The sequence below is a fragment of the Pedobacter sp. UC225_65 genome, from assembly GCF_042698365.1.
Taxonomy (GTDB): Bacteria; Bacteroidota; Bacteroidia; order Sphingobacteriales; family Sphingobacteriaceae; genus Pedobacter.
The window spans coordinates 82604-107694 of the sequence record NZ_CP170550.1 but is presented as its reverse complement, the minus strand read 5'-3'; the positions used below and the strand labels follow the sequence as shown (position 1 = coordinate 107694).

Annotated in this window: 30 protein-coding genes and 3 pseudogenes; 12 read left to right on the top strand and 21 right to left on the bottom strand. The window is 38.1% G+C overall.

Going from position 1 to position 25091, the window contains the following annotated elements; translation table 11 throughout:
* Positions 1-244: 244 nt before the first annotated feature.
* The 8 genes and pseudogenes from ACFJIZ_RS00565 to ACFJIZ_RS00530 form a co-directional block, all read right to left on the bottom strand.
* A complete protein-coding gene (locus ACFJIZ_RS00565) occupies positions 245-1051 on the bottom strand; it encodes an MBL fold metallo-hydrolase (RefSeq protein WP_379089683.1) in 807 nt (268 codons plus the stop codon).
* A gap of 68 nt (positions 1052-1119) precedes the next feature.
* Positions 1120-1326 (bottom strand): hypothetical protein, encoded by a 207-nt coding sequence (locus ACFJIZ_RS00560; RefSeq protein ID WP_379089681.1) that lies wholly within the window; start codon positions 1324-1326, stop codon positions 1120-1122.
* A 153-nt stretch (positions 1327-1479) separates the two neighbouring features.
* The gene (locus ACFJIZ_RS00555) at positions 1480-1659 is read right to left on the bottom strand and encodes a hypothetical protein (RefSeq protein ID WP_379089678.1); all 180 of its coding nucleotides are present in this window, start codon (positions 1657-1659) and stop codon (positions 1480-1482) included.
* Positions 1660-1676: 17 nt separating this feature from the next.
* A complete protein-coding gene (locus ACFJIZ_RS00550) occupies positions 1677-2438 on the bottom strand; it encodes a hypothetical protein (protein WP_379089676.1) in 762 nt (253 codons plus the stop codon).
* 216 nt (positions 2439-2654) lie between these two features.
* On the bottom strand, positions 2655-3383 hold the full coding sequence (locus ACFJIZ_RS00545) for a hypothetical protein (protein WP_379089674.1): 729 nt from the start codon (positions 3381-3383) through the stop codon (positions 2655-2657).
* Between the two features lie 29 nt (positions 3384-3412).
* On the bottom strand, positions 3413-4561 hold the full coding sequence (locus ACFJIZ_RS00540) for a cysteine desulfurase family protein (protein WP_379089672.1): 1149 nt from the start codon (positions 4559-4561) through the stop codon (positions 3413-3415).
* Positions 4562-4602: 41 nt separating this feature from the next.
* A pseudogene (gene glmM / locus ACFJIZ_RS00535) lies at positions 4603-5992 on the bottom strand (phosphoglucosamine mutase).
* Positions 5993-6098: 106 nt separating this feature from the next.
* The gene (locus ACFJIZ_RS00530) at positions 6099-6269 is read right to left on the bottom strand and encodes a hypothetical protein (protein WP_379089670.1); all 171 of its coding nucleotides are present in this window, start codon (positions 6267-6269) and stop codon (positions 6099-6101) included.
* Between the two features lie 26 nt (positions 6270-6295).
* On the opposite strand from ACFJIZ_RS00530, the gene ACFJIZ_RS00525 reads away from it, so the two are divergent.
* Genes ACFJIZ_RS00525 through ACFJIZ_RS00515 form a run of 3 tightly spaced genes read left to right on the top strand, consistent with a single transcriptional unit; the run spans position 6296 to position 8313 of the window.
* A complete protein-coding gene (locus tag ACFJIZ_RS00525) occupies positions 6296-7027 on the top strand; it encodes a class I SAM-dependent methyltransferase (RefSeq protein WP_379089668.1) in 732 nt (243 codons plus the stop codon).
* The gene (locus ACFJIZ_RS00520) at positions 7024-7587 is read left to right on the top strand and encodes a phosphatase PAP2 family protein (RefSeq protein ID WP_379089666.1); all 564 of its coding nucleotides are present in this window, start codon (positions 7024-7026) and stop codon (positions 7585-7587) included. The genes ACFJIZ_RS00525 and ACFJIZ_RS00520 overlap by 4 nt, the downstream gene beginning before the upstream one ends.
* Positions 7588-8313, top strand: a complete 726-nt coding sequence (locus tag ACFJIZ_RS00515) for a ZIP family metal transporter (RefSeq protein WP_379089664.1) — start codon at positions 7588-7590, stop codon at positions 8311-8313.
* A gap of 1 nt (position 8314) precedes the next feature.
* On the opposite strand, the gene ACFJIZ_RS00510 is transcribed toward ACFJIZ_RS00515, so the two are convergent.
* The 10 genes and pseudogenes from ACFJIZ_RS00510 to ACFJIZ_RS00465 all read right to left on the bottom strand — a co-directional run bounded on the left by ACFJIZ_RS00510 (position 8315) and on the right by ACFJIZ_RS00465 (position 14485).
* Positions 8315-8767: a MarR family winged helix-turn-helix transcriptional regulator gene (locus tag ACFJIZ_RS00510; RefSeq protein ID WP_379089661.1), complete on the bottom strand. Its 453-nt coding sequence runs from the start codon at positions 8765-8767 to the stop codon at positions 8315-8317.
* Complete coding sequence (locus ACFJIZ_RS00505) at positions 8764-8940, bottom strand: DUF5522 domain-containing protein (RefSeq protein WP_379089659.1); 177 nt, start codon at positions 8938-8940, stop codon at positions 8764-8766. Before ACFJIZ_RS00505 ends, ACFJIZ_RS00510 begins: the two co-directional genes overlap by 4 nt.
* On the bottom strand, positions 8940-9899 hold the full coding sequence (locus ACFJIZ_RS00500) for an exonuclease (protein WP_379089657.1): 960 nt from the start codon (positions 9897-9899) through the stop codon (positions 8940-8942). The genes ACFJIZ_RS00505 and ACFJIZ_RS00500 overlap by 1 nt, the downstream gene beginning before the upstream one ends.
* A gap of 13 nt (positions 9900-9912) precedes the next feature.
* Positions 9913-10503 carry a dephospho-CoA kinase gene (gene coaE, locus ACFJIZ_RS00495; protein WP_379089655.1) on the bottom strand — a complete coding sequence of 197 codons (591 nt, stop codon included), beginning with the start codon at positions 10501-10503 and terminating at the stop codon, positions 9913-9915.
* A 2-nt stretch (positions 10504-10505) separates the two neighbouring features.
* On the bottom strand, positions 10506-11453 hold the full coding sequence (locus ACFJIZ_RS00490) for a YbbR-like domain-containing protein (RefSeq protein WP_379089653.1): 948 nt from the start codon (positions 11451-11453) through the stop codon (positions 10506-10508).
* A 71-nt stretch (positions 11454-11524) separates the two neighbouring features.
* Positions 11525-11851, bottom strand: coding sequence for a preprotein translocase subunit YajC (yajC, locus tag ACFJIZ_RS00485; protein WP_379089651.1), 327 nt, complete (start codon positions 11849-11851; stop codon positions 11525-11527).
* Positions 11852-11923: 72 nt separating this feature from the next.
* The gene (locus ACFJIZ_RS00480) at positions 11924-12382 is read right to left on the bottom strand and encodes a DUF1573 domain-containing protein (protein ID WP_379089649.1); all 459 of its coding nucleotides are present in this window, start codon (positions 12380-12382) and stop codon (positions 11924-11926) included.
* 21 nt (positions 12383-12403) lie between these two features.
* The gene (nusB, locus tag ACFJIZ_RS00475; protein ID WP_379089646.1) at positions 12404-12760 is read right to left on the bottom strand and encodes a transcription antitermination factor NusB; all 357 of its coding nucleotides are present in this window, start codon (positions 12758-12760) and stop codon (positions 12404-12406) included.
* Positions 12757-13299, bottom strand: a complete 543-nt coding sequence (locus tag ACFJIZ_RS00470; RefSeq protein WP_379089643.1) for a hypothetical protein — start codon at positions 13297-13299, stop codon at positions 12757-12759. Before ACFJIZ_RS00470 ends, nusB begins: the two co-directional genes overlap by 4 nt.
* Before the next feature lie 98 nt (positions 13300-13397).
* Positions 13398-14485, bottom strand: a pseudogene (locus tag ACFJIZ_RS00465) (Glu/Leu/Phe/Val dehydrogenase).
* A 101-nt stretch (positions 14486-14586) separates the two neighbouring features.
* On the opposite strand from ACFJIZ_RS00465, the pseudogene ACFJIZ_RS00460 reads away from it, so the two are divergent.
* From ACFJIZ_RS00460 to ACFJIZ_RS00450, 3 genes and pseudogenes are all read left to right on the top strand, one after another.
* Positions 14587-16372: pseudogene (locus tag ACFJIZ_RS00460) on the top strand (ABC transporter ATP-binding protein).
* Positions 16373-16505: 133 nt separating this feature from the next.
* On the top strand, positions 16506-16838 hold the full coding sequence (locus tag ACFJIZ_RS00455) for a DUF3276 family protein (protein ID WP_379089641.1): 333 nt from the start codon (positions 16506-16508) through the stop codon (positions 16836-16838).
* Between the two features lie 93 nt (positions 16839-16931).
* The gene (locus ACFJIZ_RS00450) at positions 16932-17771 is read left to right on the top strand and encodes a serine hydrolase (protein WP_379089639.1); all 840 of its coding nucleotides are present in this window, start codon (positions 16932-16934) and stop codon (positions 17769-17771) included.
* An 81-nt stretch (positions 17772-17852) separates the two neighbouring features.
* On the opposite strand, the gene ACFJIZ_RS00445 is transcribed toward ACFJIZ_RS00450, so the two are convergent.
* From ACFJIZ_RS00445 to ACFJIZ_RS00435, 3 genes are read right to left on the bottom strand one after another with little or no spacing between them, the layout of a single operon-like run.
* Positions 17853-18320, bottom strand: coding sequence for a DUF5362 family protein (locus ACFJIZ_RS00445; protein WP_379089636.1), 468 nt, complete (start codon positions 18318-18320; stop codon positions 17853-17855).
* A gap of 45 nt (positions 18321-18365) precedes the next feature.
* Complete coding sequence (locus tag ACFJIZ_RS00440; protein WP_379089635.1) at positions 18366-18776, bottom strand: hypothetical protein; 411 nt, start codon at positions 18774-18776, stop codon at positions 18366-18368.
* A gap of 11 nt (positions 18777-18787) precedes the next feature.
* Positions 18788-19663, bottom strand: coding sequence for a DEAD/DEAH box helicase (locus ACFJIZ_RS00435; RefSeq protein ID WP_379089632.1), 876 nt, complete (start codon positions 19661-19663; stop codon positions 18788-18790).
* A 149-nt stretch (positions 19664-19812) separates the two neighbouring features.
* On the opposite strand from ACFJIZ_RS00435, the gene ACFJIZ_RS00430 reads away from it, so the two are divergent.
* The 6 genes from ACFJIZ_RS00430 (at position 19813) to ACFJIZ_RS00405 (ending at position 25065) form a co-directional block, all read left to right on the top strand.
* Positions 19813-20214, top strand: coding sequence for a hypothetical protein (locus ACFJIZ_RS00430; protein WP_379089630.1), 402 nt, complete (start codon positions 19813-19815; stop codon positions 20212-20214).
* 10 nt (positions 20215-20224) lie between these two features.
* Positions 20225-20647, top strand: a complete 423-nt coding sequence (locus ACFJIZ_RS00425) for a hypothetical protein (protein ID WP_379089628.1) — start codon at positions 20225-20227, stop codon at positions 20645-20647.
* Between the two features lie 85 nt (positions 20648-20732).
* Positions 20733-23156, top strand: a complete 2424-nt coding sequence (locus tag ACFJIZ_RS00420; RefSeq protein ID WP_379089626.1) for a S9 family peptidase — start codon at positions 20733-20735, stop codon at positions 23154-23156.
* A gap of 76 nt (positions 23157-23232) precedes the next feature.
* Entirely contained in the window at positions 23233-24078 is an 846-nt protein-coding gene (locus ACFJIZ_RS00415) for a ThuA domain-containing protein (protein ID WP_379089624.1), read from the top strand.
* Between the two features lie 10 nt (positions 24079-24088).
* Complete coding sequence (locus tag ACFJIZ_RS00410; protein WP_379089622.1) at positions 24089-24583, top strand: SRPBCC domain-containing protein; 495 nt, start codon at positions 24089-24091, stop codon at positions 24581-24583.
* An 8-nt stretch (positions 24584-24591) separates the two neighbouring features.
* Complete coding sequence (locus ACFJIZ_RS00405) at positions 24592-25065, top strand: DinB family protein (RefSeq protein ID WP_379089620.1); 474 nt, start codon at positions 24592-24594, stop codon at positions 25063-25065.
* The last annotated feature ends 26 nt before the right edge of the window (positions 25066-25091 follow it).

Sequence of the window (25091 nt, the reverse complement as noted above, 5' to 3'; positions counted from 1 at the left end):
AACAAATATACCCTATAACGCTATGGAATTATTTAACTATCAACAAAATAGCATATATTTTTTCAATATAGAACGTTTATAAATTGAAAATAAATTACAGCAACTGCTTTATAAACATTAGCATTCAATCTACAATAGACTTGAAATCTTTACTAACCTGTGGTCAATTCTGTATAGGCTGCTGTTAAGCTCCTTGCCACGCCATCGCCTTTCCATTCTGGTGCACCCGGAATACTTGTTGCTTTTAAGATCTTTCTTTTGTTTTCCCTGCTTTGATCTCGCTACCCACAAAAGTCATCAGCGATTGCAGGTAATTCTGAAATGCTTTAATATCTGCTTTGTTTCCTGTTACTTTTTCTGGATTTAAACTGTGTCCCCAAATAAACAAGGTATCGTTGTCAAATTTATTTTGAATCTGCTCAAGTGCGGTGATCCAATTGCCGATATGTGCCCCATTGTCTTTATCGATATATGGGTAACGGCGATTAAACACCAAATCGCCCACATGTGCAATATTCGCATTTTCGAAGTGGTAAACAACATCGCCATTGGTATGACCAGAGCCATAATAAGAAGCACTGATTTTTTCTTTTCCAACCGGCGCTTTCCAACCCTTGCCAAATGTAACATCAGGATAAAGCTGTTTATCATTATTTTTAGCTTTCTCTGCTGCCAATTTTTGGTTTACCAACGAGTTTTGATGGGCAACAACATGCTCTGCCAGATCTTTAAATGCAATGTTGCCAGCAGTATGATCACCATGGTGGTGTGTATTTAACAAATATTTGAATGGTTTTTCGCTCAGGTTCTTTAATTCTTCTATCACATGTGGTGCCGTGGTTGGAAACTGCGAGTCTACCACTACAAATCCACTTGTTCCATTTAACCAGGCAATTGTACCACCCTGCTCTGTAAAAATACCTACATCGTTGCGTAACAGTTTAAACTGGTATGCTCTCGCTAAATTGGTATTGGCAAAAACATCTGATTTATAAAAAGAAAGTACAGCCATGGCCAAGGCCGAATTTTGGATAAATTGTCTTCTTTGCATGAGAATAGAAATTAAAAAACCACGAAAAATTATCGTGGTTTAAATGTAATGAAATATTTGTTGTATTACTAAATTCCTGTTCCAGGAGTAGTACCCGGTTCATGTCCATCGCCAAATGAATTGTGCGTACGACCATGTTTCTTTTCAAATCTACTGGTTACTTTTGAAGAGGAGTTTTTCTCTATATTTTCTTCGTTTCTCACTTCTCCTTTTTCATTTTCAATATCGATCAAATCGCTTTTGATCGGTCTGTGTTTTTCATTTTTCGTTTCCATGACATTATTTTTTAAGAGATGTATTTAATTAACAATGCATCAAAAAAAATGTTTTAACAAGCACAAAATCAAACATCTATTTGCTTAAAACCGTAAAAAAAAGCCCTAGTATTACACTAGGACTTCTGGTTGATCAATACTGGACGTTGACAATTACACCTCCTTCTTTTTAACAAAGAAATAATACAATAAAAAATGAAAGATCAAACTAGCTGAGCTGATGACCAATAAGATCGTGCTACCATTTTTTATAAACTCGTAAAAACCAATTGCAGCAAGGATATTGATTGCAATGAGGGCTGCATAAATTTTGAACTTTAAATATTTAATCATGACAATAGGTTTTATTATTATGGTGTGGATGGTAAACAAGCCAAAATGGCTACGCCCAGACAAACCTCTGGAGCGATGGTACAGGCTATTACACAAGCAAGGTCGTTGCCACAATGTTTGATCAATACACAGGTCAAACAATCCCAATAGGTAGAACCTTTTATCTTATAACATTCTTTTTCAGCTTCAGCTAACCTGTACAATGCAGTAGAAAAATCTGGATTTTCAGCCAATACCTTATTGCGTTGGGGTGCAGTAAAATTAGAGGCCTTAAAGTCTTTATCTAGGTCCAGCTTCATTAAACGTTCTCCATTAGCAGAAACAATGGTATATGTTTTAGCACCATTTGGAAGGTCGTTAACCAATACCTTCGTCCAAAAATATTTACCATTTAACTGGTATACGTTAAAAAAGCCCTGTTCTTGAGCAGATTTAAAAGGTATGGTAAGCAGAATGATATCTGTTTGTGCTATGTTTGTTTTTGTAATGTTGCTCTTGTCTAATACAGCCTTGTTCTTGTCTAATAATTCAGTCCAGCTTTTTTGGGTTCTAAGTCCTGCTAATACATCGTTTTCATAGCGGATCTGAACCGTTTTTGTGATCTGGTCTTGTAGATCAATGGCACCATTTAGATTGGTTTCTTTTTCGTTGGCCGTTTTTTGATAGATTAACTTTTCAGAATTTCGGTTTAATTCGTCATTCCTCTCCTTTTCTTTACAAGAAGAGATGATTCCAATGGCAATGATGCCAATGAAGCATTTGATTAATAGTTTTTTCATAGTTGATTAATTTAGGTATACCCAAACTTAACTAAACATATTTGTTTAGTTGGTAACTTTTCAGTTACAATCAGAATAAAATATATGTTTAAACACCTATTAAGGCGGTTTTAGATTAACTAGAACTAAAGATGAACATCCTTTTTCTAGCTTAAAAAACCATAAGGAATAGGAAAATTAATCGTTTTAATCAATGATAAAAGAGAGGTTTTAGGCTTATCTATAAGTGCCGTTTTTAAATTTCAGCACTTTTATTGCAGTCTTTGTACTTACTTTCTCTATACAGTCTTCTTTTACCTTAACACTGGTAATGTTCCTCATCTTACTTTTAACAACGATATCATAATACCCTAGTGTAGTAGTTTTAGCAAAGCTTAAGGTTTTTTGCTCTTCCTTAAATTTGCCCGCGCAGTGCATATCCCATTCACCGCCATAAGTTTCACTTTCAAAATTTTTAAGCACACAGCGTAATTCTGCACCTTTAGGTTCAAAAATGGAAATCAGCTCATTGCTGTAGGGATTAGGATTTGAGCTCCCTCTAAAGCCCACTATAATGGCAAATGCATTTACGCCTGCTTTAATTTTATAAGGATTTGTTTCGATGTCTATCCGCTCCAACATTACAGCGTCTGATGTCCAGCCATTGCTATCTGCATCTTCAAAATACTTGCTGATGATCTTGCCTGTTTTGTTGTTTACCAGAAGGATATAACTATCAAGTGTAAAATAATCCTCTTCCTTTTCGTTGTATTTAGGAATAACAACTACAGATAAGTTCTTGTTGTAAGGTAATTGTTCTTCTCGGATAAACTCCTCGTTACATTGCGCCAACTCTATTTTTAATTGCGCCAATACTTTAGTAACAAGTACACTCGACTGGGCACGACTCGTTTTACCTATAAATAAGCAACAAATAAGTGCAATATAGGTAAGGTAAAGTTTCATTAAAATAAGTTGATCACTGTTTTAACTCCTTAGGCCAAAGCATTCTGCTTCACTACCATTTTAACTTTCTCCAATACATAATCCAGGTCTTCTTTTGTAGTGTATTTGCTAAAAGAAAAACGCACTGAAGGGCGGTTTGGATCTGCTTTGATGCCATTTAACACATGCGAGCCGATATTAGAACCCGAAGAGCAGGCGCTGCCACCAGAAGCACAGATACCATTGATATCTAGGTTGAACAGCAACATATCTGCCATATCCATTTCTGGGAAAGATACATTCAATACCGTATAAAGGCTTTTGTCTGCATCGGTTTCTCCATTGAAACCAATACCTGGAATTTCTGCGATCAACTGTTCTTTTAAATAATCTTTAAGCCCTTGGATGTAGTTTTGGTGTTCGGTCATTTCGGCATAAGCAATTTCTAAAGCTTTGGCCAAACCTACAATGCCATATACATTTTCGGTACCTCCGCGCATATTGCGTTCTTGTGCACCACCGTAGATCATTGGCGGAATTTTGATGTTGCTGTTTACATATAAAAAGCCCACACCTTTAGGTCCGTGTAGTTTGTGTGCAGCACAAACAATAAAGTGTGCCTTTAATTTACGTACGTCATGCACATAATGGCCCATCGTCTGAACGGTATCGGCATGGTAGATCGCATTATATTTTTCACAGATGTCACCTACAATTTCCATATCGGTTAATGTACCCAACTCGTTGTTGGCATGCATCAGCGATACAAAACTACGTTCGTTGTTCTGCAGTAATTCTTCTAGATGATTGTAATCTATCTTACCTTTCTCATCAATGTTTACAAAGCTCAATTTATCGATGATTCCATCTTTAAGCATCATGTTCAAGGTATGCTCAACAGCATGGTGCTCTATCTTAGAAGTAATGGCATGTTTGATACCATAGGCAGAAATTCCGCAACGGATAGCGGTATTATCAGCTTCTGTACCTCCAGAAGTAAAAAATATCTCGGATGGGGAAGCATTTAATAAATTGGCTACAGTTTTTCTGGCCTTCTCTACCAAGGTCCTCACCTCTCGCCCTAACGAGTGTATAGCAGATGGATTACCATAGAAATTTTCCATCACATTGCTCATTTCGGCAATAACTTCTTTATCTAATGGTGTGGTTGCGGCGTTATCTAAATAAACACGTTTCATAAAAAGTAGATTACATCAATGCAAAAAACATTGATTTGGTTTTAATTCAGTTTTAGGATTTCTTTAATGTCTGAAATGATTTTGTTTGCTAAGTTTTCAGCTACAGTTTCATTTTCAGCTTCACTATAGATACGGATGATTGGTTCTGTATTCGAACGGCGCAAATGCACCCATTCATTTTCAAAATCTATCTTCAGCCCATCAATGGTACTGATCTGTTCGATCTTTATATTTTTCTTGAACTTTGAGCAATAAAGAATCAATATCCATTTCTGGTGTAAGTGTGATCTTATTTTTTGAGATATGATAAGCAGGATAGGTACTTCTTAAAACAGAAATCGTTGTTCCGGCTTTGGCCAAATGCGATAAAAATAGTGCAATACCCACTAAGGCATCTCTACCATAATGAGATTCAGGGTAGATGATTCCACCATTACCTTCTCCTCCAATAATGGCATTGGTCGCTTTCATCTGGTTCACCACATTCACTTCTCCAACTGCAGCTGCATTGTAGGTTCCTCCCGCTTTTTCGGTTACCACTTTTAAAGCACGGGTAGATGATAGGTTCGAAACCGTATTACCCGGTGTATTTTTAAGTACATAATCTGCTACGGCTACCAAGGTATACTCCTCGCCAAACATGGTTCCATCTTCGTTTACAAAACACAAACGGTCAACATCTGGATCAACTACAATACCCAGATCGGCTCTTTTGGCTTGCACCACCTTTGCAATCTCGGTCAAGTTTTCTGGTAAAGGTTCTGGGTTGTGTGGAAACTCACCATTAGGTTCGCAATACAGCTCATATACAGTCTCTACACCCAAAGCTTTAAGCAAAGCTGGGATAAAGATACCCCCACTTGAATTTACACAATCAATTGCGATCTTAAAGTTCGCTTTTTGAATAGCAGCTACATCTACCAAAGGCAGGGCCAAAATCGAATCGATATGTTTTTGCAAATAGGTATCGTTGGTAACCACTTTACCTAAGTCATTTACATCGGCAAAGGCGAAATCAGCATTTTCTGCCATTTCCAAAACCTCTTTTCCATCTGCATCACTGATAAACTCTCCCTTTTCGTTCAATAACTTCAAGGCATTCCATTGTTTTGGATTGTGGCTTGCGGTTAGGATGATCCCACCGCCCGCTTGCTCTAAAGGAACAGCTATCTCTACAGTTGGCGTGGTAGATAGACCTAAGTCAATCACCTCCATGCCTAATCCCTGCAAAGTACCGATAACAAGGTTATTCACCATTTCTCCCGAAATACGTGCATCTCTGCCTAAAACGATTTTTTTGTTTTGGGTCTTATTGATTACCCATGAGCCATAGGCCGCGGTAAACTTTACGATGTCGATTGGGGTTAAACCATCACCAGCTTTACCGCCAATGGTACCTCTTATTCCAGATATAGATTTTATTAAAGTCAAGTTGCTGTATATTTTTTCAAAAATAATAAAAATTTGAGGAAGAATAGTCTTTAAAACACCATCAAAAGGTAATTTTTGCAAACTTTTGGCAAATTATTTTTGTCTACTAAATAGATAGAACTACAATAAAAACAGCATAAAATTTGGCTATTGACCAAGCACGGCTATAATCTATCAAAAAATCGTCGGTCAAATCTACCCCTACAAAACGCAACTCATTTGCATCTAAATAAATTTTATCCTTACGGTTGCAGTACAAAATACTATATTTGCTCATCAAAATAATATTAATATACTAGGGTAATGCAGCGAAAATGGTTTCAACATTGGTTTAACTCTCCTTACTACCACATCCTTTACAGTCAACGTAACGATGAGGAGGCAGAGTTTTTGATTGACAACCTTTCTGCCTATTTAAGGCCAAAAGCCGACAGTAGGATCTTGGATATTGCCTGCGGTAGGGGTCGGCACGCCATTTACTTGAATAAAAAAGGATATGATGTAACGGGAATTGACCTTTCTGAGCAAAGCATTAAATATGCGCAACAATTTGAGCAGAAAAACCTACACTTTTATGTGCATGATATGCGCAAGCTATCTTACATCAACTATTTTGATATCGCCCTGAACCTTTTTACCAGTTTTGGTTATTTCGACACCGAAAAGGAACATGTAAATGCCCTAAAAGCCTTTAGAAAGGGCTTAAAGGAAGATGGAACTTTAGTGATTGATTATTTCAACACACAAAAAATCATCAAGAACCTGACCAACCAAGAAAGCAAGACCATTGATGGAATAGAGTTCCATCTGCATAAATTTGTAGCAGACGGAAAGATCATCAAACACATCAACTTTGAGCATAAGATGAAAGTTTATGCCTTTGAAGAACGTGTACAGGCATTTTTCTTGGCAGATTTCGAACGGATGCTGGCCAAAAGCGGTTTAGTGATTGCCGAAACTTTTGGAAGTTATTCTCTTGGATCTTTTGACGAAGCAAAATCTGATCGTTTAATACTTGTTTGTAAAAAAGCATGATAGCAGAGCTGCAACAGTTTGATACCGAATTGTTCTTAAAGGTCCATCGTGGTTTAAGCAATGGATTTTTTGACTGGTTGATGCCTTTGGTAAGAAATCGTTTTTTCTGGTCGCCACTCTATCTGTTTATCGTTATTTTCTGTATCAAACAATTCAAAAAACAAGGTTATTACATGATCTTGATGGTTTTGGTCACTTTTGCCATGGGTGATATGATCGCTTCCAGATTGATCAAACCCAATGTAGCCAGAATCAGACCTTGCAATGAGATTACATTGGCAGATCAAATCATCCATCGGGTACCTTGTGGCAGTGGTTATAGTTTCCCTTCTGCCCATGCGACCAATCATTTTGGCATTGCGGTATTTTTGATCTGTCTGTTTTATCGTAGGTGGAAACCCATTTTACCAATTGGTTTGGCTTGGGCATTATTGGTCAGTTTTGCCCAGACTTATGTTGGTGTACACTACCCTATCGATACTTTTGTAGGGGCTATACTTGGAACAAGCGTAGGCCTGTTCTGCTTTTATCTTTATCAAAAAATTAAACCCAAGGCTTAAATGGAAATCTGGAAATTTCTCGTTTTGTTTTTCTGTGCCTTTTTGGGTGGCTTGGCTATTTTTCTGGTCAAGAACGACAAATCGCAATTACTGAAACTCATTTTATCGTTTAGCGGGGCTTACTTGTTTGCTATTACCGTATTACACTTAATTCCTGATGCCTATAGTGGTACGGATAAAAGCGAAATTGGTTTTTTCATCTTGCTGGGTTTTCTTTTACAGGTCTTTTTAGAGCAGTTCTCTGAAGGTGTAGAACATGGTCATATCCATAAACATCATGAAGGACATGCATTCCCCTGGGGTATCATGATCAGCTTATGTTTGCATGCTTTTTTAGAGGGAATGCCATTGGCCAAAGACCAGAACAACGAGCTGATTTTTGGTATTGCCTTACATCATATTCCTGCCGCTTTTGCTCTGGCAAGCATCCTTGTCCAAAACCATATCAAAGCTAGGGGTGTTGTTTTGTTTCTTGTTATTTTCGCAATAATGGCACCTGTAGGCTATTATTTTAGCATTAGCTTAAGTAATGGCAGCATCAGTGGCATGGAGCCTTATTTTAACAAAGTGATGGGCATTGTAATTGGTATATTTTTACACATCTCTACCACTATTCTTTTTGAATCAAGCGCCGACCACAGAATCAACAAACGTAAAATGCTTGCTGTATTGTTAGGTATTGGTGTTGCCCTGATTGGTTTTTACGCAGCAGGGCACGGACATTAGGTTATCCCCTCAGTTTGTCTAATAACTTATTCAATTGAATAGCTTCTTCTTTGCTGATATTAGAAGAGATGAGGGTAGAAAAATCGATATTCCTATCCATTTTCTTTAACAATGTCAAACCTTTATCCGCAATCATAATATCTACAGCGCGTTTGTCATAACTGTTTTCGGTTTTATCTACAAAACCTTTTTGGATCAAACGATCAACTATTCTCGAAGTATCGCTCATCTTATCCAAAGTTTGGGATTTGATCAAATTAATGGTTGATGGACTTGGATACCTGTTTTTAAGAATTTTTAAAACGCTATATTGCTGTTGTGTAATCTGAAAAGGCTCAAGCAACTCTTTTATTCTTTGATTTCCCCAATGGTGGGTAAAAAAGATATTTGCCAAGGCTTGGTGATATTCATTTTCAAATTTTGGAATTTTAATCTGTTTCTTTAACTGCATCATTTAGGCTTGGATTTGATTTGGATTTTTGAGGTTTTACGACCACCATCTTTCCCGAAATTCCACGGACAATGTTTACATTTATTCTTGCAGCAATACCCTCTTTTTAAGTGATATGCGGCTGTAAACACCATTAGACCGTTTTCGTTCAGATAATAATCTACTCCTTCTTCCATTAGTTAAGCAATTTAACTACCAACTTATCCTTATAATGATTTTGCAGCTGTGTTCCACTGCCATGCGTTGTCCAAACTTGTTGAGGCTGCACAGTTTCTATGGTCTTAATGATCGCCTTCCAATCTACATGGTCAGAGATGTACAACTGCACCTGGTTATTGTTTTGCAGGTGCTTCCATCCTGTGGCAAAGATCCTCACCACATTTATCGCTTTGAAATAACTATGAAAAACCATGGGCGGTACAATATAAACCATGTTTGCGCTGTTGTTTTTCATTACTTTTCTGTCATACACTTCATATTTACCTAACGCAAGGCCCATCTGCTCGTAGATTTTAACAAATGGCACAATGCTATGGTGTACCAATATCCTTTTTTGAGGGCAATGTTGGTTGATCATCGAAATCAGCCTTTGGCTTTTACCCAAGGCATAAGCGCCCAACATGATGTTTGGACTTACAGCATTTAATTTCTTGATTTCTTCTACCGCATCTGGATGTTCGGTACCTGGGTCCGCAAAAGTAGTTTCTGTGATCAGCACTTCTGCCTGCACCAATTCTGTAGGTTCACAAGTCGAGTCCGCTTCCAGTTTATAATCTCCTGTATAAAGGTATTTAACGCCCTTGTATTCCATTAAAACCAATGCCGAACCTAAGATATGGCCAGCAGGGTAAAAACTGATCGTTACACCATTCAATTGAAAAGTAGACTTGTAAGGCTTAAGGTGAAAATTGGCTGCCGCAAACTTTTTATAGCGGTGTTGCATAAAAACAGCCGTGGCCTCTGTACAATATACATTTTGGTTACCTCCTACGGCGTGGTCGCCATGGGCATGGGAAATGACCGCATCTATAACTGGTTCTTTGGGATCCAGGTAAAAATTGCCATAACTGCAAAACAAGCCTATTTTGGTTTGGACGATAAAATCGTCGATGATTTCGGTTCGGTCTAACATCATTTTGGTTGGGCAGTTAAAGACTTAAAAACTGCTGGTGTAATTCTAAAACTTGAAGGATAATCGAATTATCCATGGTATTCTGCACAAAATAATCGGCCATTTTAGCCTTTTGCTCATCTGTAAACTGTTTATCCATCCTTGCCTTAACTTGTGCCTCACTCACTTGGTCGCGCTCCATTACACGGGCTATTTTTAAAGCCAATGGTGCTGTCACTAAAATGGTTTTATCACACATTTGATAAGAGCCACTTTCAAACAACAAAGCTGCTTCTTTTAAGGTATAAGGTACGGTATATGGTATGGTGTTGCTCCATTGGTCAAATGCCCTGAATACTGCTGGATGGACAAGTGCATTGAGTTTGTCGAGTTCCAACTGGTTATTGAACACAATGCCTGCAATATGTTGGTTGTTGAGTTGTCCACTTTCGGTATAACTGGCTGCACCAAAGGTATCTTTAACACCAGCTACCAAAATAGGGTCAGCTGTCATCAGTTGTTTAGCCACCGTATCTGCATAAAAGACAGGAATGCCCAAGGTTTCAAAAACTTTGCATACCGTGGTCTTTCCACTTCCAATACCTCCTGTTATCCCAATCTTTAGCATTATTATTTTTCGATGATGAAATTTATTTTATTTGGCAGCACATTGAGCAGTTTACAGTAATCTGGAAAGCGGGTAACCTTAACGGTTAATCTATGGTGTCCTAATTTTTTCCATTCGTTCATATCAACAACGGCTTCTATAAAATCTTCGTCTATTTCCTGATAGCTTGACAATGCCACCATAAAGGTAACCGCCACTTTTTTAGGATAGAGCTTCACATCATAAAAATCAGTATTGTTGATGACTTTCAAAGGCACTTCAACTGTTTTCTCCGTAAATTCATCTACAGGAATTTTCACGCCCACACTACCTGGGTAGATGCTGATGTTATTGGAGTTGTTCTGCCTAATGGCTACACGGGTATTTGTTGGTTTTTGAAGATCAACAAGTTTTAAGGTGTCTGTATACCATACGGATATCTTAGCCAGTTCTTCTTGTGGTCCGGAAATATTAACATAGGCCGGTGTCAACTGAATCTGGTTTGAAATGCCATATTGTTTGACAAAACTTAGGTTTGGCACCAATTTAATGGGCACACGTTTATTGGTTCTTTTCGAGAAATCAAAATATAAGGTGTCAGGCTTCACCGAAATTACCTTTTGCGAGGTTTCGAGTTGCTTATTGATTTGAAAGAGCTGCTCTGAAAACAGGATAAAACTGCGGTTGTTCAATTTTTGCAGGCTCACAGTAATTGATTGTGGCTTGATGCGCAAACGTGAAAAAAGCAATTGCCATCCCGTACCTTCAACTTGTAAGTCTACCACATCGGGCTGTAATGGTTTAAAGGCTTTTTTCTGTGGTTCATCCTTATAGATGAGCTCAGTTTTGGCCGTATAGATGTACTTGTTGTTCAGTGCCAAAAACAACCAGGCAGCTATAGCACAGATCAAGCAAGTAATGAGTACTACAAAACGTTTACGTTCTACCTTAGTTAATTTGATAAAGGGCATGCTGTAAAATTACAAAAAAAAGCCGCTCTCCCGAAATTACGAAAGAGCGGCCATTATTCTTTTAAAAAAACTTATGCTTTAGGCGTTGCTGCTGCTGTAGCTGCCTTGGTTGCGTCTAAAGAAATAGATGATTTATCAAAACGGATCTTTGTGCCACCTTCAACCTCAATTAAAAATGTAGTATCGTTAGCGCCTACAATTTTACCGTGTATACCTGCAGTGGTTACAATTTTATCTCCGATCTTAAGATCTTCTACTAATTTCTTATGGTCTTTTGCTTTTTTAACTTGAGGTCTGATCATAAAGAAGTAGAAAACAATCATGATCAATACCATTGGTATAATTGTACTGTAAAGACTATTTCCTGCTGCTGCTTGTAATAATACTGTTGATGTCATTATGTTCTATTTTATTTGATGATGTATTTATTTAATGGATGATGAGTGTTTGGCCTTATTCAAGCCGAACAATTATTTTTTGGCTTTCACTTCACCCACAAGGTGTAATTTTGCAGCTTCTGGGTTAGCATTAGAAACGATGGTAACCGCTTTATCTTGCATGCCTACCTTACCTTGACTGTTAAATATGACAGTAATGGTACCTTCTTCACCTGGTTTGATTGGTGTTTTAGGATATTCTGGCACTGTACAACCACAAGTGGCCGTGGCATCAGAAATGATCAATGGTGTTTTACCAACATTTTTGAATTTAAAACTGGTCTGAACTTTTTCACCTTCCTGAATGACTTTGAAATCATAGATTTCTTTATCAAATTCAAATTTAGGTGCATCTTCAGCTAAAACAGCAGGTGCTTTTGTTTCACCACCTCCAACTGCCACCTGTGTTTTGTCTTCTACTTTATCAGCTTTGTTTTGGCTACAAGCAGAAAGCGCTACTGCGGCTAACGTAATTACTAATAATCTTTTCATCAGTATACTCTGTGTTAAAATTTAATCTTCAATAAGGCCCCTGCCTATTTTTTTAATACTATTTGTTCTTTTAAGATCGCTTAAAATCTTATCTAAGATACCGTTTATAAACGAATTACTTTTAGGTGTACTGTAATCTTTTGATAATTCCAGGTATTCGTTGATGGTTACCTTAACAGGGATAGAAGGGAAATTCATCAATTCGCAGATGGCCATTTTCATCAAAATCGTGTCCATTAAGGCAATTCTTTCCGATTCCCAGTTCTTTGTACGTTCTGCGATCAGTTCTTGATAAGCATCGTCATTTTTTAAAGTATAGACGAATAGGTCCTTTACAAATTTGCTGTCTTCGGCCCAATCTGCACTAATTGGTGTCAATTTATTTTTGAAAGGGTACCCTCAAAAGTAAAGTTCTTCAACGTTTTGGCGATCATACCTTGCATCACTTCTCTATCTACAGGCCAGTTGATGAATCTATCTTCAAAAGCTTGGATGATATTTTGGTTTTTAAGCAAAATCTTGCGGAAGATGAATTTGATCATCTCTTTAGAGCTTTCTAAAGTTTCATCTTCTTCGGCCAGATAAGCAGCATATTCTTTGGTATCTTTTAATTTGATAAAAATCGATTTTACCAATTCGGGATCAGAATGCCAATTGACCTGATATTTATTTACCGCAGCACTATATTCAGGATTCTGTTTTAAAACCACAGCGAATTTATTGTGCAACAATTTTTGATTTGGACTTAGTACCTCAGCTGTTGGCAAGTATTTGTTTGCCCTTTCTATCGCATCGTTAGCGGTATAATCGGTTACGTCTACCAACAAGGCAAGCATGCGGATATACATTTCGTAAACATTATCAATACTTTGCATCAAAGTTTTTTGACTGCTTACGGTATCTTTTTTTTCTGTCATGTGCCAAGCAAAAATATTTTGCAGAGCTTTGATTCTTAAGTGCCTTCTATTTAACATGAATGTAAGAACGATTTGGTAATTATACCGTTATAAATTATTTAATATGATGATTTTATTTTTTTGATGTCGCTTATTCTTTTTTCTGCAATGCGGGCTGCAGCCATATTGGTAGGTATTTTTTCCGTTTTAGACAATTTGATTACTTCACGGGTTGCATCGTAGATATGTTCTGTTAACTGCATGGTACGTTTTTTACCAAAACCTGTCAACTCAGAATAACAATTGATCAAACCACCTGCATTGATCAAATAATCTGGTGCATATAAAATTCCTTTATCCAACAACAATTGCCCATGAACTTCCTCATCTGCCAATTGGTTGTTTGCAGAACCTGCAATGATAGAGAATTTCATGTTTTTGATGGTCTTGTCATTTACCGTTGCACCTAGGGCACATGGCGCATAAATATCTGCACCAATGGTAAAGATCTTATCAGCATCAATAGGTTTGGCCTTGTATTTACGGGCCACTTCCTGTAAACGGTCCTGATTGATATCACTGATGTAAACTTCTACGTTTTCATGTCTCAACAATTCAACCAAATGTTCACCCACATTACCTATCCCTTGTACCACTACTGATTTTCCAGCCAACATGTCTGTTCCAAAAACCTCTTTTACACAAGCTTTGATGCCTAAAAATACACCTTTGGCCGTATATGGAGCAGGATTGCCCGCACCACCCAAAGATTCAGGAACACCTGTTACATGTTGGGTTTCCATACGAATAAACTCCATGTCGCGGGTGGTGGTACCCATATCTTCGGCCGTAATGAACTCTCCATTCAGGTTTTTGATAAAACGACCATAACTACGCATCAATGCTTCGGTCTTCATTTTCCTAGAATCGCCGATCATCACCGCTTTTCCACCCCCTAAATTCAATCCAGTAATGGCAGATTTATAGGTCATACCTTTAGACAAACGCAAAACATCTTCTAAAGCTTCTGCTTCAGAATTGTAGTTCCACATACGGGTTCCACCTAAAGCTGGACCCAATGTTGTATCGTGAATTGCGATGATTGCTTTTAATCCGGTATCGGATCGTTGCAAAAAACCACTTTTTTATGGCCTGATGCACTTAATTGATCTAAAACAGAAGAGATGAGAGAACTATTACCAGACATACAAATTTGTTGAAATGATGTCGCAAAATTAAGATAAAAAAACCATTATTTTACTTTGTTTTTATTAAAAAAAGAAACTCTTTTGGCTAACTTTACCAAAAATGAAACACCTCCTATTTCTAAACAAATACTTCTATAAATATAAATGGTGGATTATTCCGGGGGTTATCTTCGTAATCATCTCCAATATCTTTGGTGTAGTGCCTGCGCAGGTTGTTGGGCATGCCTTTAACCTGATCACCGAAAACATCTTGATTCTACCAGCTCTTTAACGGCTTTGATCGCCAGCAGGTTATCTATGATATTTTTAGCTATAGCCTTTTCTTTTTTGGAGCTTTGATCCTGGTACTTTACCTGCTCAGAGGCTTGTTTTTGTTCTTCATGCGTCAAACCATCATCCTCATGTCGAGACATATCGAGTACGATATGAAAAACGAAATCTATGCCCACTATCAACGATTGAGCCTTGGTTTTTACCGAAGAAACAATACGGGCGATCTGATGAACCGTGCCACAGAAGATGTAAATAGGGTAAGGATGTATGTTGGGCCAGCGATCATGTACACTATCAATACGACCATTTTATTTGTACTGATCATTTATTTCATGTTCTCGGTAAATGTAACTTTAGCCATCTATTGTTTATTACCCCTCCCTATTCTGGTTATTACGATCTACTATGTCAATACGATCATCAATCAAAAGAGTGAAAGGATACAGGAACAATTATCGAAGCTGTCGAGTTTTGTACAAGAAAGGTTCTCGGGCATTAGGGTGATCAAATCTTATGTAAGGGAAAAACAGACACAAGAGGTTTTTGCAGATGAAAGCATCGCCTATAAAAACAACGCGATGGGTTTGGTAAAAGTACAGGCCTTATTTTACCCTTCCATGCTACTTTTAGTTGGTTTAAGTACCATACTGACGGTTTACATTGGCGGCAAACAAGTAATGGAAGGCGCCATAACTCCAGGCAACATTGCCGAGTTTATTGTGTATGTAAACCAGTTAACGTTTCCCGTAACCATGTTGGGCTGGGTAACCACCTTGATCCAAAGGGCGGCGGCATCGCAAAAACGGATCAATGAATTTTTACAATTGCAATCAGATATTACCTCAACCAATACCGAAGCACCTGTACTTGACGGAAAGATCAGTTTCAAAAACGTAAGTTTCACCTATCCAGACACTGGAATTGAAGCCATCAAAAATGTAAGCTTTGAGATTGAAAAGGGACAGTTTTTGGCCATCATCGGAAGAACAGGTTCTGGAAAGTCTACTTTGGCCAACCTGATCATGCGCATGTACGATGCAGACAGTGGTCAAATTGAAATAGATGGCAAAGAACTTAGGGGCTTAAACCTTAACAATTACAGGAACCAGATCGGTTTTGTGCCGCAAGAGGTTTTTCTATTTTCAGATACGATCAAAAACAATATCGCCTTTGGTCTGGGTGAAATTCAACCTGGACAAGTTGAGCAAGCAGCAAAAAATGCGGCAGTCTATCAAAATATTATAGATTTCGACCTCAAATTCGAAACCATGTTGGGCGAAAGAGGCATTACTTTATCTGGCGGGCAAAAACAACGGGTTTCCATTGCAAGAGCATTGATCAAAGAACCTAAGATTTTGATATTTGACGATTGTCTATCGGCAGTTGATACCAAAACCGAGGAAGAGATTTTAGGCAACCTTGGGCAAATTATGCAAGGAAAAACCAGTATCCTGATCGCACACCGTATTTCGACCATTAAAAATGCCGATAAAATCATCGTGTTAGACGATGGAAAGGTAATCGAACAAGGTACCCATCAAGAATTGTTGAACAATGGTGGTGCCTATGCCGAAATGTATGATAATCAACTATTAGAAGAAGAAAACAGGTAATCAGATACCCGTTTACACTTAAAATATACAAATACATTTCAACTGAATAGAAAATGTTCGTATTTTCTATTTTGAAGTTTAATAATTATTGCTTTATATTTACCGCAACCTTAAACTAATACTACACACAACAATGGGAGATTTTGACAACAAAGAGAGAGAAGAGGTTTTTTCTAAAAAAGTAAGGGCTGGGAAGCGTACTTATTTTTTTGATGTAAAAGCGACACGTTCAGGCGACTATTACCTAACCTTAACGGAAAGTAAAAAAAGATTAGAAGATGGTGTATTTGTAAAACATAAGACCTTTTTATACAAAGAAGATTTTGAGAAATTTACAGAAGGCTTAACAGAAACCGTAGAATACATTAAATCTCATCAAGAAGTAGTAGAAAAACGTTACGAGTATTCTGAAAATGCAGAATACAACCATAGCCCTAAAGCTGATAGCGACGATTTTTCTTTCTAAAGAATTGACAGCATACCAAGTCCCCTGAGTTAATTAGGGGACTTTTTTTATGCTTTAATTTTACTGTATCGATTTACCTAAACCCTTTTGACCATGAAACTGATTCGAATTATCCTATTGCTGGCCATCGTTAACACAAATCTTTTTGCGCAACAAGAAAAAACTGATGCCAAACTGACCAAAATGTTGACCGAACTGACCAAAGGTTTTAATGGAGATGTGGGTATCTACGTAAAATCGCTAAAAACTGGTAAAATAGCCAGTATAAATGCCGATAGCATTTTTCCTACGGCCAGTATGGTAAAAGTACCCATCACCTGTGGTATTTTTAACAAGATTGAAAAAGGAGAACTCGATTACCACGCACAATTAACCTATAAAGACAGCTTGTTATATGCTGGTGAAGATATTTTAGGATCTTTTAAGAGCGGAGAAAAAATTTGGCTCAGTAAGGTATTGATGCTCATGATTACCACAAGCGACAATACAGCCAGTTTATGGAGCCAGAGTTTGGCGGGTACTGGAACTGCCATTAATGAACTGATGGAACAAAATGGATTAAAATATACCCGTGTAAACTCTAGAACACCCGGAAGACAGGCCAATCAGAAACAATATGGTTGGGGACAAACCACGCCTAGAGAAATGGCCACGCTTCTTACCTTGATCCGTGAAGGAAAAATGATCAACCCAGCAGCTTCGGAACGCATCTATCGCAATCTGATCCGGACCTATTTTGACCATGAAGCTCTTTCTCAAATCCCTCCGTATGTACAGGCCGCCTCTAAATCTGGCGCCGTAAATGCAGCACGCTCTGAAGTGGTTTTGGTAAATGCACCCCACGGCGATTATGTATTCTGCATTGCCACGAACAACCAAAAAGATACTTCTTGGCAAAGCGACAATGAGGGCTATGTTTTGATCCAAAGTTGAGTAAAATGTTATGGCAATACTTTGAGCCTAAATCTGATTGGAAACCAGCTATAGGGATGGAAAAATACAATTAATTGAACGTTATTTAACCGGCACCATGATGGTAGAAAACACCATCAGTACATATAACACGATAAAAATAATCACAATTACACCCCAATATTTAAAAAGAGATTTAAGTTTGCTGAAGGCTTCTTCTAAACTTGTTTGCTCTCCATACAATATGCCAATTTTGGCTTTGGTTGAATATTTGAATAATAGTATGCTTGGGTAAAAGATGGCAAAAGCATAAACTAAGCAAAATGCAGTAAAAGCAAGACTGCCCATAGCCCCTAAAGCACCGAGCATTTTTGCCATTTCTGGGTTTGAACCTATTGTCGAACCTACCGTAAAGGCGCCAATGATGATAAAACCGGTAAATACAAAGCCTACTATAGCCAAAAAATTGGCCCATTTGGCCATATCATAAAAATAACTACGCATGGCTTCAGTAACCACTAGTTTGGGTTCTTGTTGGTCTGCTAAGATTGGGTCTTCTATATTTTCCATATCAGATATTTTTTAGGATAGCTATTCAAATATAAACCATTTAAGCTATCCGTGTTTTTTCTTTTTGTTCATGATCGCTTTCTGACCGATGCCATAATTGGTAGTCTTGGCATTACTTTCTTTCCTTTTGTGGAAAGCGGCATCCTGGTAGGCCTCTTCTTCGGCTTGTTCTTTGGCCAATCTATTTTTTTGAACCGATGCTTTGCTGACCTGTTCTACTAACAGATCTTCTGGCAGGTCTGCAACCTCAATTTTCTGTCCGATGGCCTGCTCGATCTTGCGCACTTGTGGCAATTCCAAATCGGTAGTAAAAGTAATGGCCACCACATCTTCATCCCCTTGTTTGATCACACGATTCAAATAAGTTTCTTTTTGCACAGGCAGTTCAAAATGGAAGATAAATGGAATACCATCCAAATTCATGCTGGCCAAACCTTCATTGGCTACAATCAGCACCCTTGCTTCATCTACGGCTTTAAAATCTTCAATATCATCAAATCCTGCCTCATCAAAAAACAGCGGTTTAAAAACAAAGATATCATCGGCTTTGCCATCAAAAGATCTTTAGACAAAGTTTGCGCAGTTAATCTGGTATTTACAAAAACAACTACCTTATCAAAAACCTCAGCGTCTTTTAACAAAAGGTTAAGTAGGTTAAGCTTGGTCCTGAAATTTGGTACGTGATACAAAAGTTGAGTATGGGTTTCTGTTTGCCCCTCTCCCAGATCTTCTACTTCGATCAAAGTAGGCAGTTTCATAAAAGGTTCAATCATCAGCGACAATCGATCGTGTAATACATCAGTAAAGATCAGGTGCTGACATTTCTGGATACTGTTTGCCAGTTCGTTGATTGGCAATTGCATGCCCAATTTCACCATTTCGGCGGCATCATCTACCACAAACATCTGAATCTTATTGGTATTTAAGCCCAACTTCAAATATACCGCTCTTGCCCTTGCAGGCACGGCTACCACAATGTCGACCCCATCGGTCAATTCGTTGATCTGTGCCTCCATACTTCCATCGGCATGGATACCAACAATACGTATGGTGGCATTTCTATTCAACAAGTTGAACTGTTCGATTACCTCTAAAACCCGTTCTTTTGTAGGTACAAGGATCAAGGCTCTAGGTGCCTCTTCAAAACCATATTTTAAGCGCATCAAAACACCTAAAATATAGGTTGTCGTTTTTCCACTTCCTTCGGGGCCAACGGCAATAATATCTTGTCCGCCCAAAATGCGCGACATTGTTCTAGCCTGGATTTCTTTTGGACTTAGGTAACCAGCCGCTGTCATGGCCGATACCAAAGGTTTGCTTAATTTTAATTGTTCTAAAGACACTTTTCTCTTTCTTAATGGATTATGCTACAAATTTACGGAAAATAAAAAGGACTAGGGTAAATCCATAATTAATAGTGGCTTAAATATTATTTCTGATAGTTGATGTAGCGTTTTAAACTGTGTTTACGTATTGTAATAAACCAAGTTACATGAAAAAACTGATTTACATTTTTGCTATAGCCACCTTCTTTTTTGCCTGCAAAAAAGACGATACCAAAACCTTTGATGGCAATTATACAGGCACTTTTAGAACGCTTGTTCAGGGAAAATTGGTGATGAGTGATTTTGATGTTTCTTTACAAGCCAAACAGTTTAACGTAACGAAAGGAGACCACAAAGGAAATGGTACTTTTCAACGTAACCAAACAAACGAATTAACTTTTACGGACCAACTCGTGCGGACAGCCGATTTTAATTGGAACGTACTTTTAAATGGAACATATACAGCCGAAATAAAGGGAGATAGCTTGATCTTGACTAAATATCCGCCTAGAGGCCCTTTAGCATTACCAGAATATAATTATTATCAATATCGTTTAAAAAGAAATTAATTAGCATCGTATGGCCATAAAAACTACCAAAAACTTACTTTTAGGTCTAATTGTACTACTAACAATCTTATTGTTCATCCAGGCCTGTAAAAAGAACGAGAATGAAAACTCAGGTCTTCTCGGCACGCATATCCTTAAAAAGGATGTGGTTAAAAACGTAACGGAAAACAACCAAAACGTTGGGTTGACAGCTACAGATTTTGATATTACCTCCTGCCCTCCAGAAATAACGTGTATATCAGGGGGTTATTCAAGAGTAAAAATCAAATTTAAAGACGAAACCAGCGAGCAGACATTAACCTTATGCCTAGGTACATGTACTGTTTTCGGAAATGTGGTTACATTGTATGGCATTAAATACAAAGTGAAACTAGAAGAAGTTGTTCTAGCAACTTCGAAGGTTCGTATTCTTATTACTAAAGCCGACTCTTAGTGTATCAAATTTTTGATACAAATTGAAAATTCATTTAAAGTATGTGTAAGTTTATCCCTAACGGGAAAATTTATAACCTATTCAAATGAAAAAAATCGTCTTAAACCTCTTTTTAATTGCGCTTAGCGGCAGCGTTTTTGCCCAAGATGCAGTCAATTATCAAATGCCTCCAAAGGCAATTGCAGACCTTTTGTTAGCTAAACCCACACCTGGTGTGAGCATAGACAGCAAAGCAGAATGGATGTTATTTAGCGAGCGGAATTCTTATCCTTCGGTAGAAGAATTGGCCATGCCAGAATACCGTATTGCGGGTATGCGTATCAATCCGAACAACTATTCGCCTAGTCGTCAAACTTTCATTAACAACTTCAGCTTAAAAAACATCAAAACAGGAAAGGCATTGGCTGTAACAGGTTTGCCAAGTCCTTTATATGCAGGTAGTGTAAGCTGGAGCCCGAGCGAAACCAAAATCGCTTTTACCCAAACCACACAGAGCAGGGTAGACCTTTATGTGATCGATATTGCTACCGGTAAAGCGACTAAAATCAACAAACAACCTTTAAACGCAATTATGGGTGGTGGTGCAACTTGGGTAGACGATAATACATTGTTGTACCGCGTGGCTACAAAAGCAGCTAGCCTAGCTCCTGCCCGTCCGTTGGCACCAAAAGGACCAACTATTCAACAGAGTTTAGGTAAAACTGCACCAAGCGCTACTTTACAAGATTTGATCAAATCGCCATATGATGAGCAATTATTTGAGTTCTTTGCTACTTCTCAATTGGTACAAAATAAAGGTGGAGTAGAAACCTTGATTGGTAAACCTGCCATTTACAGCAGTGTGGCACTATCTCCAGATAAAAATTACATGATGGTTCGTACCATCAAAAAACCATTCTCTTATCTGGTTTCTGCTGGTGGTTTCCCTTCGGTATTGAACATTACAGACAGAACTGGTAAAGTGGTAAAAATGTTGGCCGACCTGCCTTCAACAGAGGTTAGGCCATCAGGTTATGACAATGTGCAGAACGTACCAAGAGGTTTTGATTGGCGTGATGACATGCCAGCTACTGTAGTTTGGGCAAAACCATTGGATAGTGGACTGATCAAAAAGAATGTTGAATATCATGATGAAGTTGTAGAATTGTCTGCTCCTTTTAACGGACAACCAAAAGAACTTTTCAAAACCAAGATGCGTTATGGTGGCACAAGCTGGGGTAATGCAACATTGGCTTTGGTAAGAGAAAACTCAAGGATCAACCAAACGTCTAAACTTAGCCGTTACAACCCTACCACTGGTGCATTAGAAACATTGTACGAGTTGAATACAACAGACGCCTACAATAACCCAGGAAATCCGTTAACAGAAAAAAACAAGTTTGGCAGACAAGTGATCTTGACTACAGACAATGGCACCAAATTATTGTTGAACAACACCACAGGTGCATCGGCCAAAGGCGATTTGCCTTTCTTGGCTAAATTTGACCTGAATACCAAAAAATCTGAGATTTTATGGCGTAGTAAAGAGGGTTCATTCGAAATGGTTACTGATGTTTTAGACCCACAGAAACTGGTACTTTTAACCCGTAAAGAAAGTCAGAAAGATGCTCCAAACTACTTTATCAAAAACTTGGTATTGCGTGTAGCTGATGTACAGATCACCAACTTTACCAATCCGTTTACACAATTGGAAGGCGTTAAAAAAGAAAAGATTTCTTACAAACGTGCCGATGGTATTGATTTAACCGGTGACTTATACTTACCAAAAGGTTACAACAAAGAAAAAGATGGTCCATTGCCAGTATTGATCTGGGCTTATCCTCGCGAGTTCAACTCGGCTGCTGATGCAGCCCAAATTAGAGGTTCTCAAGATAAATTTACCACCATTAGTTCAGGCGGTCCGTTATTCTTCGTTACCCAAGGTTATGCGGTATTAGACAATGCAGAGATGCCAATTGTGGCCAAAGAAGGTAAAAAACCAAATGATACTTTTGTAGAGCAGTTAAAATTAAATGCAGAAGCTGCGATCAACAAATTAAGTGATATGGGCGTGGGCGATAGAAACCGCATGGCAGTTGGTGGCCATAGCTATGGTGCATTCATGACAGCAAACTTATTGGCACATACCAACCTGTTCAAAGCTGGTATTGCACGTAGTGGTGCCTACAACAGAACCCTTACTCCTTTTGGTTTCCAAAATGAAGACCGTACCTATTGGCAAGCACCTCAATTGTATTACGAGATGAGTCCATTTAGTTATGCAGACAAGATCAAAACGCCAATTTTATTGATCCACGGAGAAATGGACGATAACCAAGGTACTTTCCCTATCAATAGCGAGCGTTTGTTCAATGCCATTAAAGGTAATGGTGGTACAAGCCGTTTTGTTTTCCTTCCTTACGAAGCCCATGGTTATAGAGCAAAAGAGAACATTTTGCACATGCTTTGGGAAATGAATACCTGGTTGGATACTTATGTAAAAAATGCTAAACCAACAGTAGCTAAATAAAATTTTATTTACCTTATCATTTGATAGCAGTTCATACCCCTGAACTGCTATCTTTGTTTAAACCCTAATCAGCCCCATGTTATCCTTAAGTAAAAAGCTCATTTTAACCTTAGTTGTGCTTATCGCAATTGTCAACATTGGCTATGCGCAGAAAACACCCAAGTTCAAGGTCATTGCTTTTTATACAGGTAAAAATGACCAGGCTCATGTAAGTTATGTGCATGAAGCCAACCACTGGTTTCCAAAAATGGCCGACAAATATGGTTTCAGTTACGATTCTACTGCCAATTGGAGCAACCTCAATGCGGCCTATCTGGCCAAATATCAAGTTGTATTGTTCTTAGATACCAGACCCGAACAAGCTGAGCAAAGAGCAGCTTTTGAAACTTATATGAAAAATGGTGGCGCCTGGATGGGCTTCCATTTTGCAGCCTTTGCCTTGGCCAACTCCAGCTATCCACAAAATTGGGATTGGTATCATAATGAGTTTTTAGGATCAGGGCAATATGGTAGCAATACCTGGAGACCAACATCTGCGGTTTTGAGGGTCAACCAAAAACATCCAGCTACCAAAAATCTACCCTCTACATTCAAATCGCAACCTAACGAATGGTACAGGTGGGAAAAGACTCTGCGCCAAAATAAGAACATTGATATTTTGCTTGCAATAGATTCTACAAGTTTCCCTTTGGGTACCGGACCAAAAGCTCACGAAATCTGGCATAGTGGATATTATCCCGTTGTTTGGAGCAATAAAAACTACAAGATGATCTATGTAAACATGGGGCACAATGATATGGACTATGAGCATAAATATGGCAAAACCACTATTTCTTTGTCGCAGACTTTTGACAATGAGCTACAGAATAAAATGATCATTGATGGGTTATTATGGTTAGGAAGCAGTAAAAAGAAAAAATAAAATAATTACGATGGAAAATTTTGATTGGACTTCGTTCACCATTAGGATTGCAATCAAGGCCAAAATTGAAAACCTTTATCGAGCTTGGGCCAGCACGGGCGAAATCGAAAAATGGTTTCTGAGCGAAGCCGACTACATGGACACCGCAGGTAATAAGCTAGACAAGAACCAATTGGCAACTACACATGACACCTATTTTTGGCGTTGGTTTTTATACGAAGAAACAGAATCTGGTAAAGTAACAGCAGCCAATGACAAAGACACTTTTGCCTTTACTTTTGCTGGCAATTGTATCGTTACCATTAAACTAACCGAAGAAAACGACCATACAGTGGTTACGTTAACACAAAATAATATCCCAACTGATGATGGTAGCAAAAGGAATATCCGTTTAGGTTGCCATAATGGTTGGTCGTTTTACTTGCTCAATCTAAAATCAGTGTACGAAGGTGGTCTAGATCTCAGAAATAAAGACGACCGTTTTAAACCAATGCTTAATAATTAATAACTCCCATGGAAAAAATTATCGCTGTAATCAAAGCATCTAGAAAAAAACTACTTAGTTTGGTAGAAGAATTAACTACCGATGAACTCAACTATATCCCTACAGGGTTTAACAACAACCTGGCTTGGCAGATCGGTCATTTGGTAGTGAGCCAACAGATTTTGTGCTACCGTATGTCTGGCAATCAATTTGTTATTGAAGAAGAACTGATCGACTTTTATAAAAACGGCTCTAAACCAGAAAGGGCTTTTACTGAAGCAGAAATTGCACAGATGAAAGGCTATCTGTTAAGTACCATTGACCAATTGGAGACTGATCTGAACAATGGAATATTCGAAAATTATACACCATATACCATTTCTACCTATCCTGGTTTACAATTGACCAATGTAAAAGATGCATTGACCTTTATCGTATCTCATGACGGCTTACATTATGGTTGTAGTTTAGGCTTGAAGAAATTGGTAAAATTGCAAGCTTAAATAAAAGAAAGCTAGAAACAATTACC

Coding starts and splice junctions, on each gene's coding strand:
- ACFJIZ_RS00515 (WP_379089664.1), top strand. CDS start 7,588: ATGGAAATCTGGAAATTTCTCGTTTTGTTTTTCTGTGCCTTTTTGGGT.
- ACFJIZ_RS00540 (WP_379089672.1), bottom strand. CDS start 4,561: ATGAAACGTGTTTATTTAGATAACGCCGCAACCACACCATTAGATAAA.
- ACFJIZ_RS00410 (WP_379089622.1), top strand. CDS start 24,089: ATGGAAAATTTTGATTGGACTTCGTTCACCATTAGGATTGCAATCAAG.
- ACFJIZ_RS00445 (WP_379089636.1), bottom strand. CDS start 18,320: ATGGAAAATATAGAAGACCCAATCTTAGCAGACCAACAAGAACCCAAA.
- ACFJIZ_RS00525 (WP_379089668.1), top strand. CDS start 6,296: ATGCAGCGAAAATGGTTTCAACATTGGTTTAACTCTCCTTACTACCAC.
- ACFJIZ_RS00420 (WP_379089626.1), top strand. CDS start 20,733: ATGAAAAAAATCGTCTTAAACCTCTTTTTAATTGCGCTTAGCGGCAGC.
- ACFJIZ_RS00510 (WP_379089661.1), bottom strand. CDS start 8,767: ATGATGCAGTTAAAGAAACAGATTAAAATTCCAAAATTTGAAAATGAA.
- ACFJIZ_RS00490 (WP_379089653.1), bottom strand. CDS start 11,453: ATGCCCTTTATCAAATTAACTAAGGTAGAACGTAAACGTTTTGTAGTA.
- ACFJIZ_RS00450 (WP_379089639.1), top strand. CDS start 16,932: ATGAAACTGATTCGAATTATCCTATTGCTGGCCATCGTTAACACAAAT.
- ACFJIZ_RS00480 (WP_379089649.1), bottom strand. CDS start 12,382: ATGAAAAGATTATTAGTAATTACGTTAGCCGCAGTAGCGCTTTCTGCT.
- ACFJIZ_RS00565 (WP_379089683.1), bottom strand. CDS start 1,051: ATGCAAAGAAGACAATTTATCCAAAATTCGGCCTTGGCCATGGCTGTA.
- ACFJIZ_RS00545 (WP_379089674.1), bottom strand. CDS start 3,383: ATGAAACTTTACCTTACCTATATTGCACTTATTTGTTGCTTATTTATA.
- ACFJIZ_RS00505 (WP_379089659.1), bottom strand. CDS start 8,940: ATGGAAGAAGGAGTAGATTATTATCTGAACGAAAACGGTCTAATGGTG.
- ACFJIZ_RS00405 (WP_379089620.1), top strand. CDS start 24,592: ATGGAAAAAATTATCGCTGTAATCAAAGCATCTAGAAAAAAACTACTT.
- ACFJIZ_RS00455 (WP_379089641.1), top strand. CDS start 16,506: ATGGGAGATTTTGACAACAAAGAGAGAGAAGAGGTTTTTTCTAAAAAA.
- ACFJIZ_RS00430 (WP_379089630.1), top strand. CDS start 19,813: ATGAAAAAACTGATTTACATTTTTGCTATAGCCACCTTCTTTTTTGCC.
- ACFJIZ_RS00425 (WP_379089628.1), top strand. CDS start 20,225: ATGGCCATAAAAACTACCAAAAACTTACTTTTAGGTCTAATTGTACTA.
- yajC (WP_379089651.1), bottom strand. CDS start 11,851: ATGACATCAACAGTATTATTACAAGCAGCAGCAGGAAATAGTCTTTAC.
- ACFJIZ_RS00560 (WP_379089681.1), bottom strand. CDS start 1,326: ATGGAAACGAAAAATGAAAAACACAGACCGATCAAAAGCGATTTGATC.
- coaE (WP_379089655.1), bottom strand. CDS start 10,503: ATGCTAAAGATTGGGATAACAGGAGGTATTGGAAGTGGAAAGACCACG.
- ACFJIZ_RS00470 (WP_379089643.1), bottom strand. CDS start 13,299: ATGACAGAAAAAAAAGATACCGTAAGCAGTCAAAAAACTTTGATGCAA.
- ACFJIZ_RS00415 (WP_379089624.1), top strand. CDS start 23,233: ATGTTATCCTTAAGTAAAAAGCTCATTTTAACCTTAGTTGTGCTTATC.
- ACFJIZ_RS00555 (WP_379089678.1), bottom strand. CDS start 1,659: ATGATTAAATATTTAAAGTTCAAAATTTATGCAGCCCTCATTGCAATC.
- ACFJIZ_RS00550 (WP_379089676.1), bottom strand. CDS start 2,438: ATGAAAAAACTATTAATCAAATGCTTCATTGGCATCATTGCCATTGGA.
- ACFJIZ_RS00530 (WP_379089670.1), bottom strand. CDS start 6,269: ATGAGCAAATATAGTATTTTGTACTGCAACCGTAAGGATAAAATTTAT.
- ACFJIZ_RS00520 (WP_379089666.1), top strand. CDS start 7,024: ATGATAGCAGAGCTGCAACAGTTTGATACCGAATTGTTCTTAAAGGTC.
- ACFJIZ_RS00500 (WP_379089657.1), bottom strand. CDS start 9,899: ATGATGTTAGACCGAACCGAAATCATCGACGATTTTATCGTCCAAACC.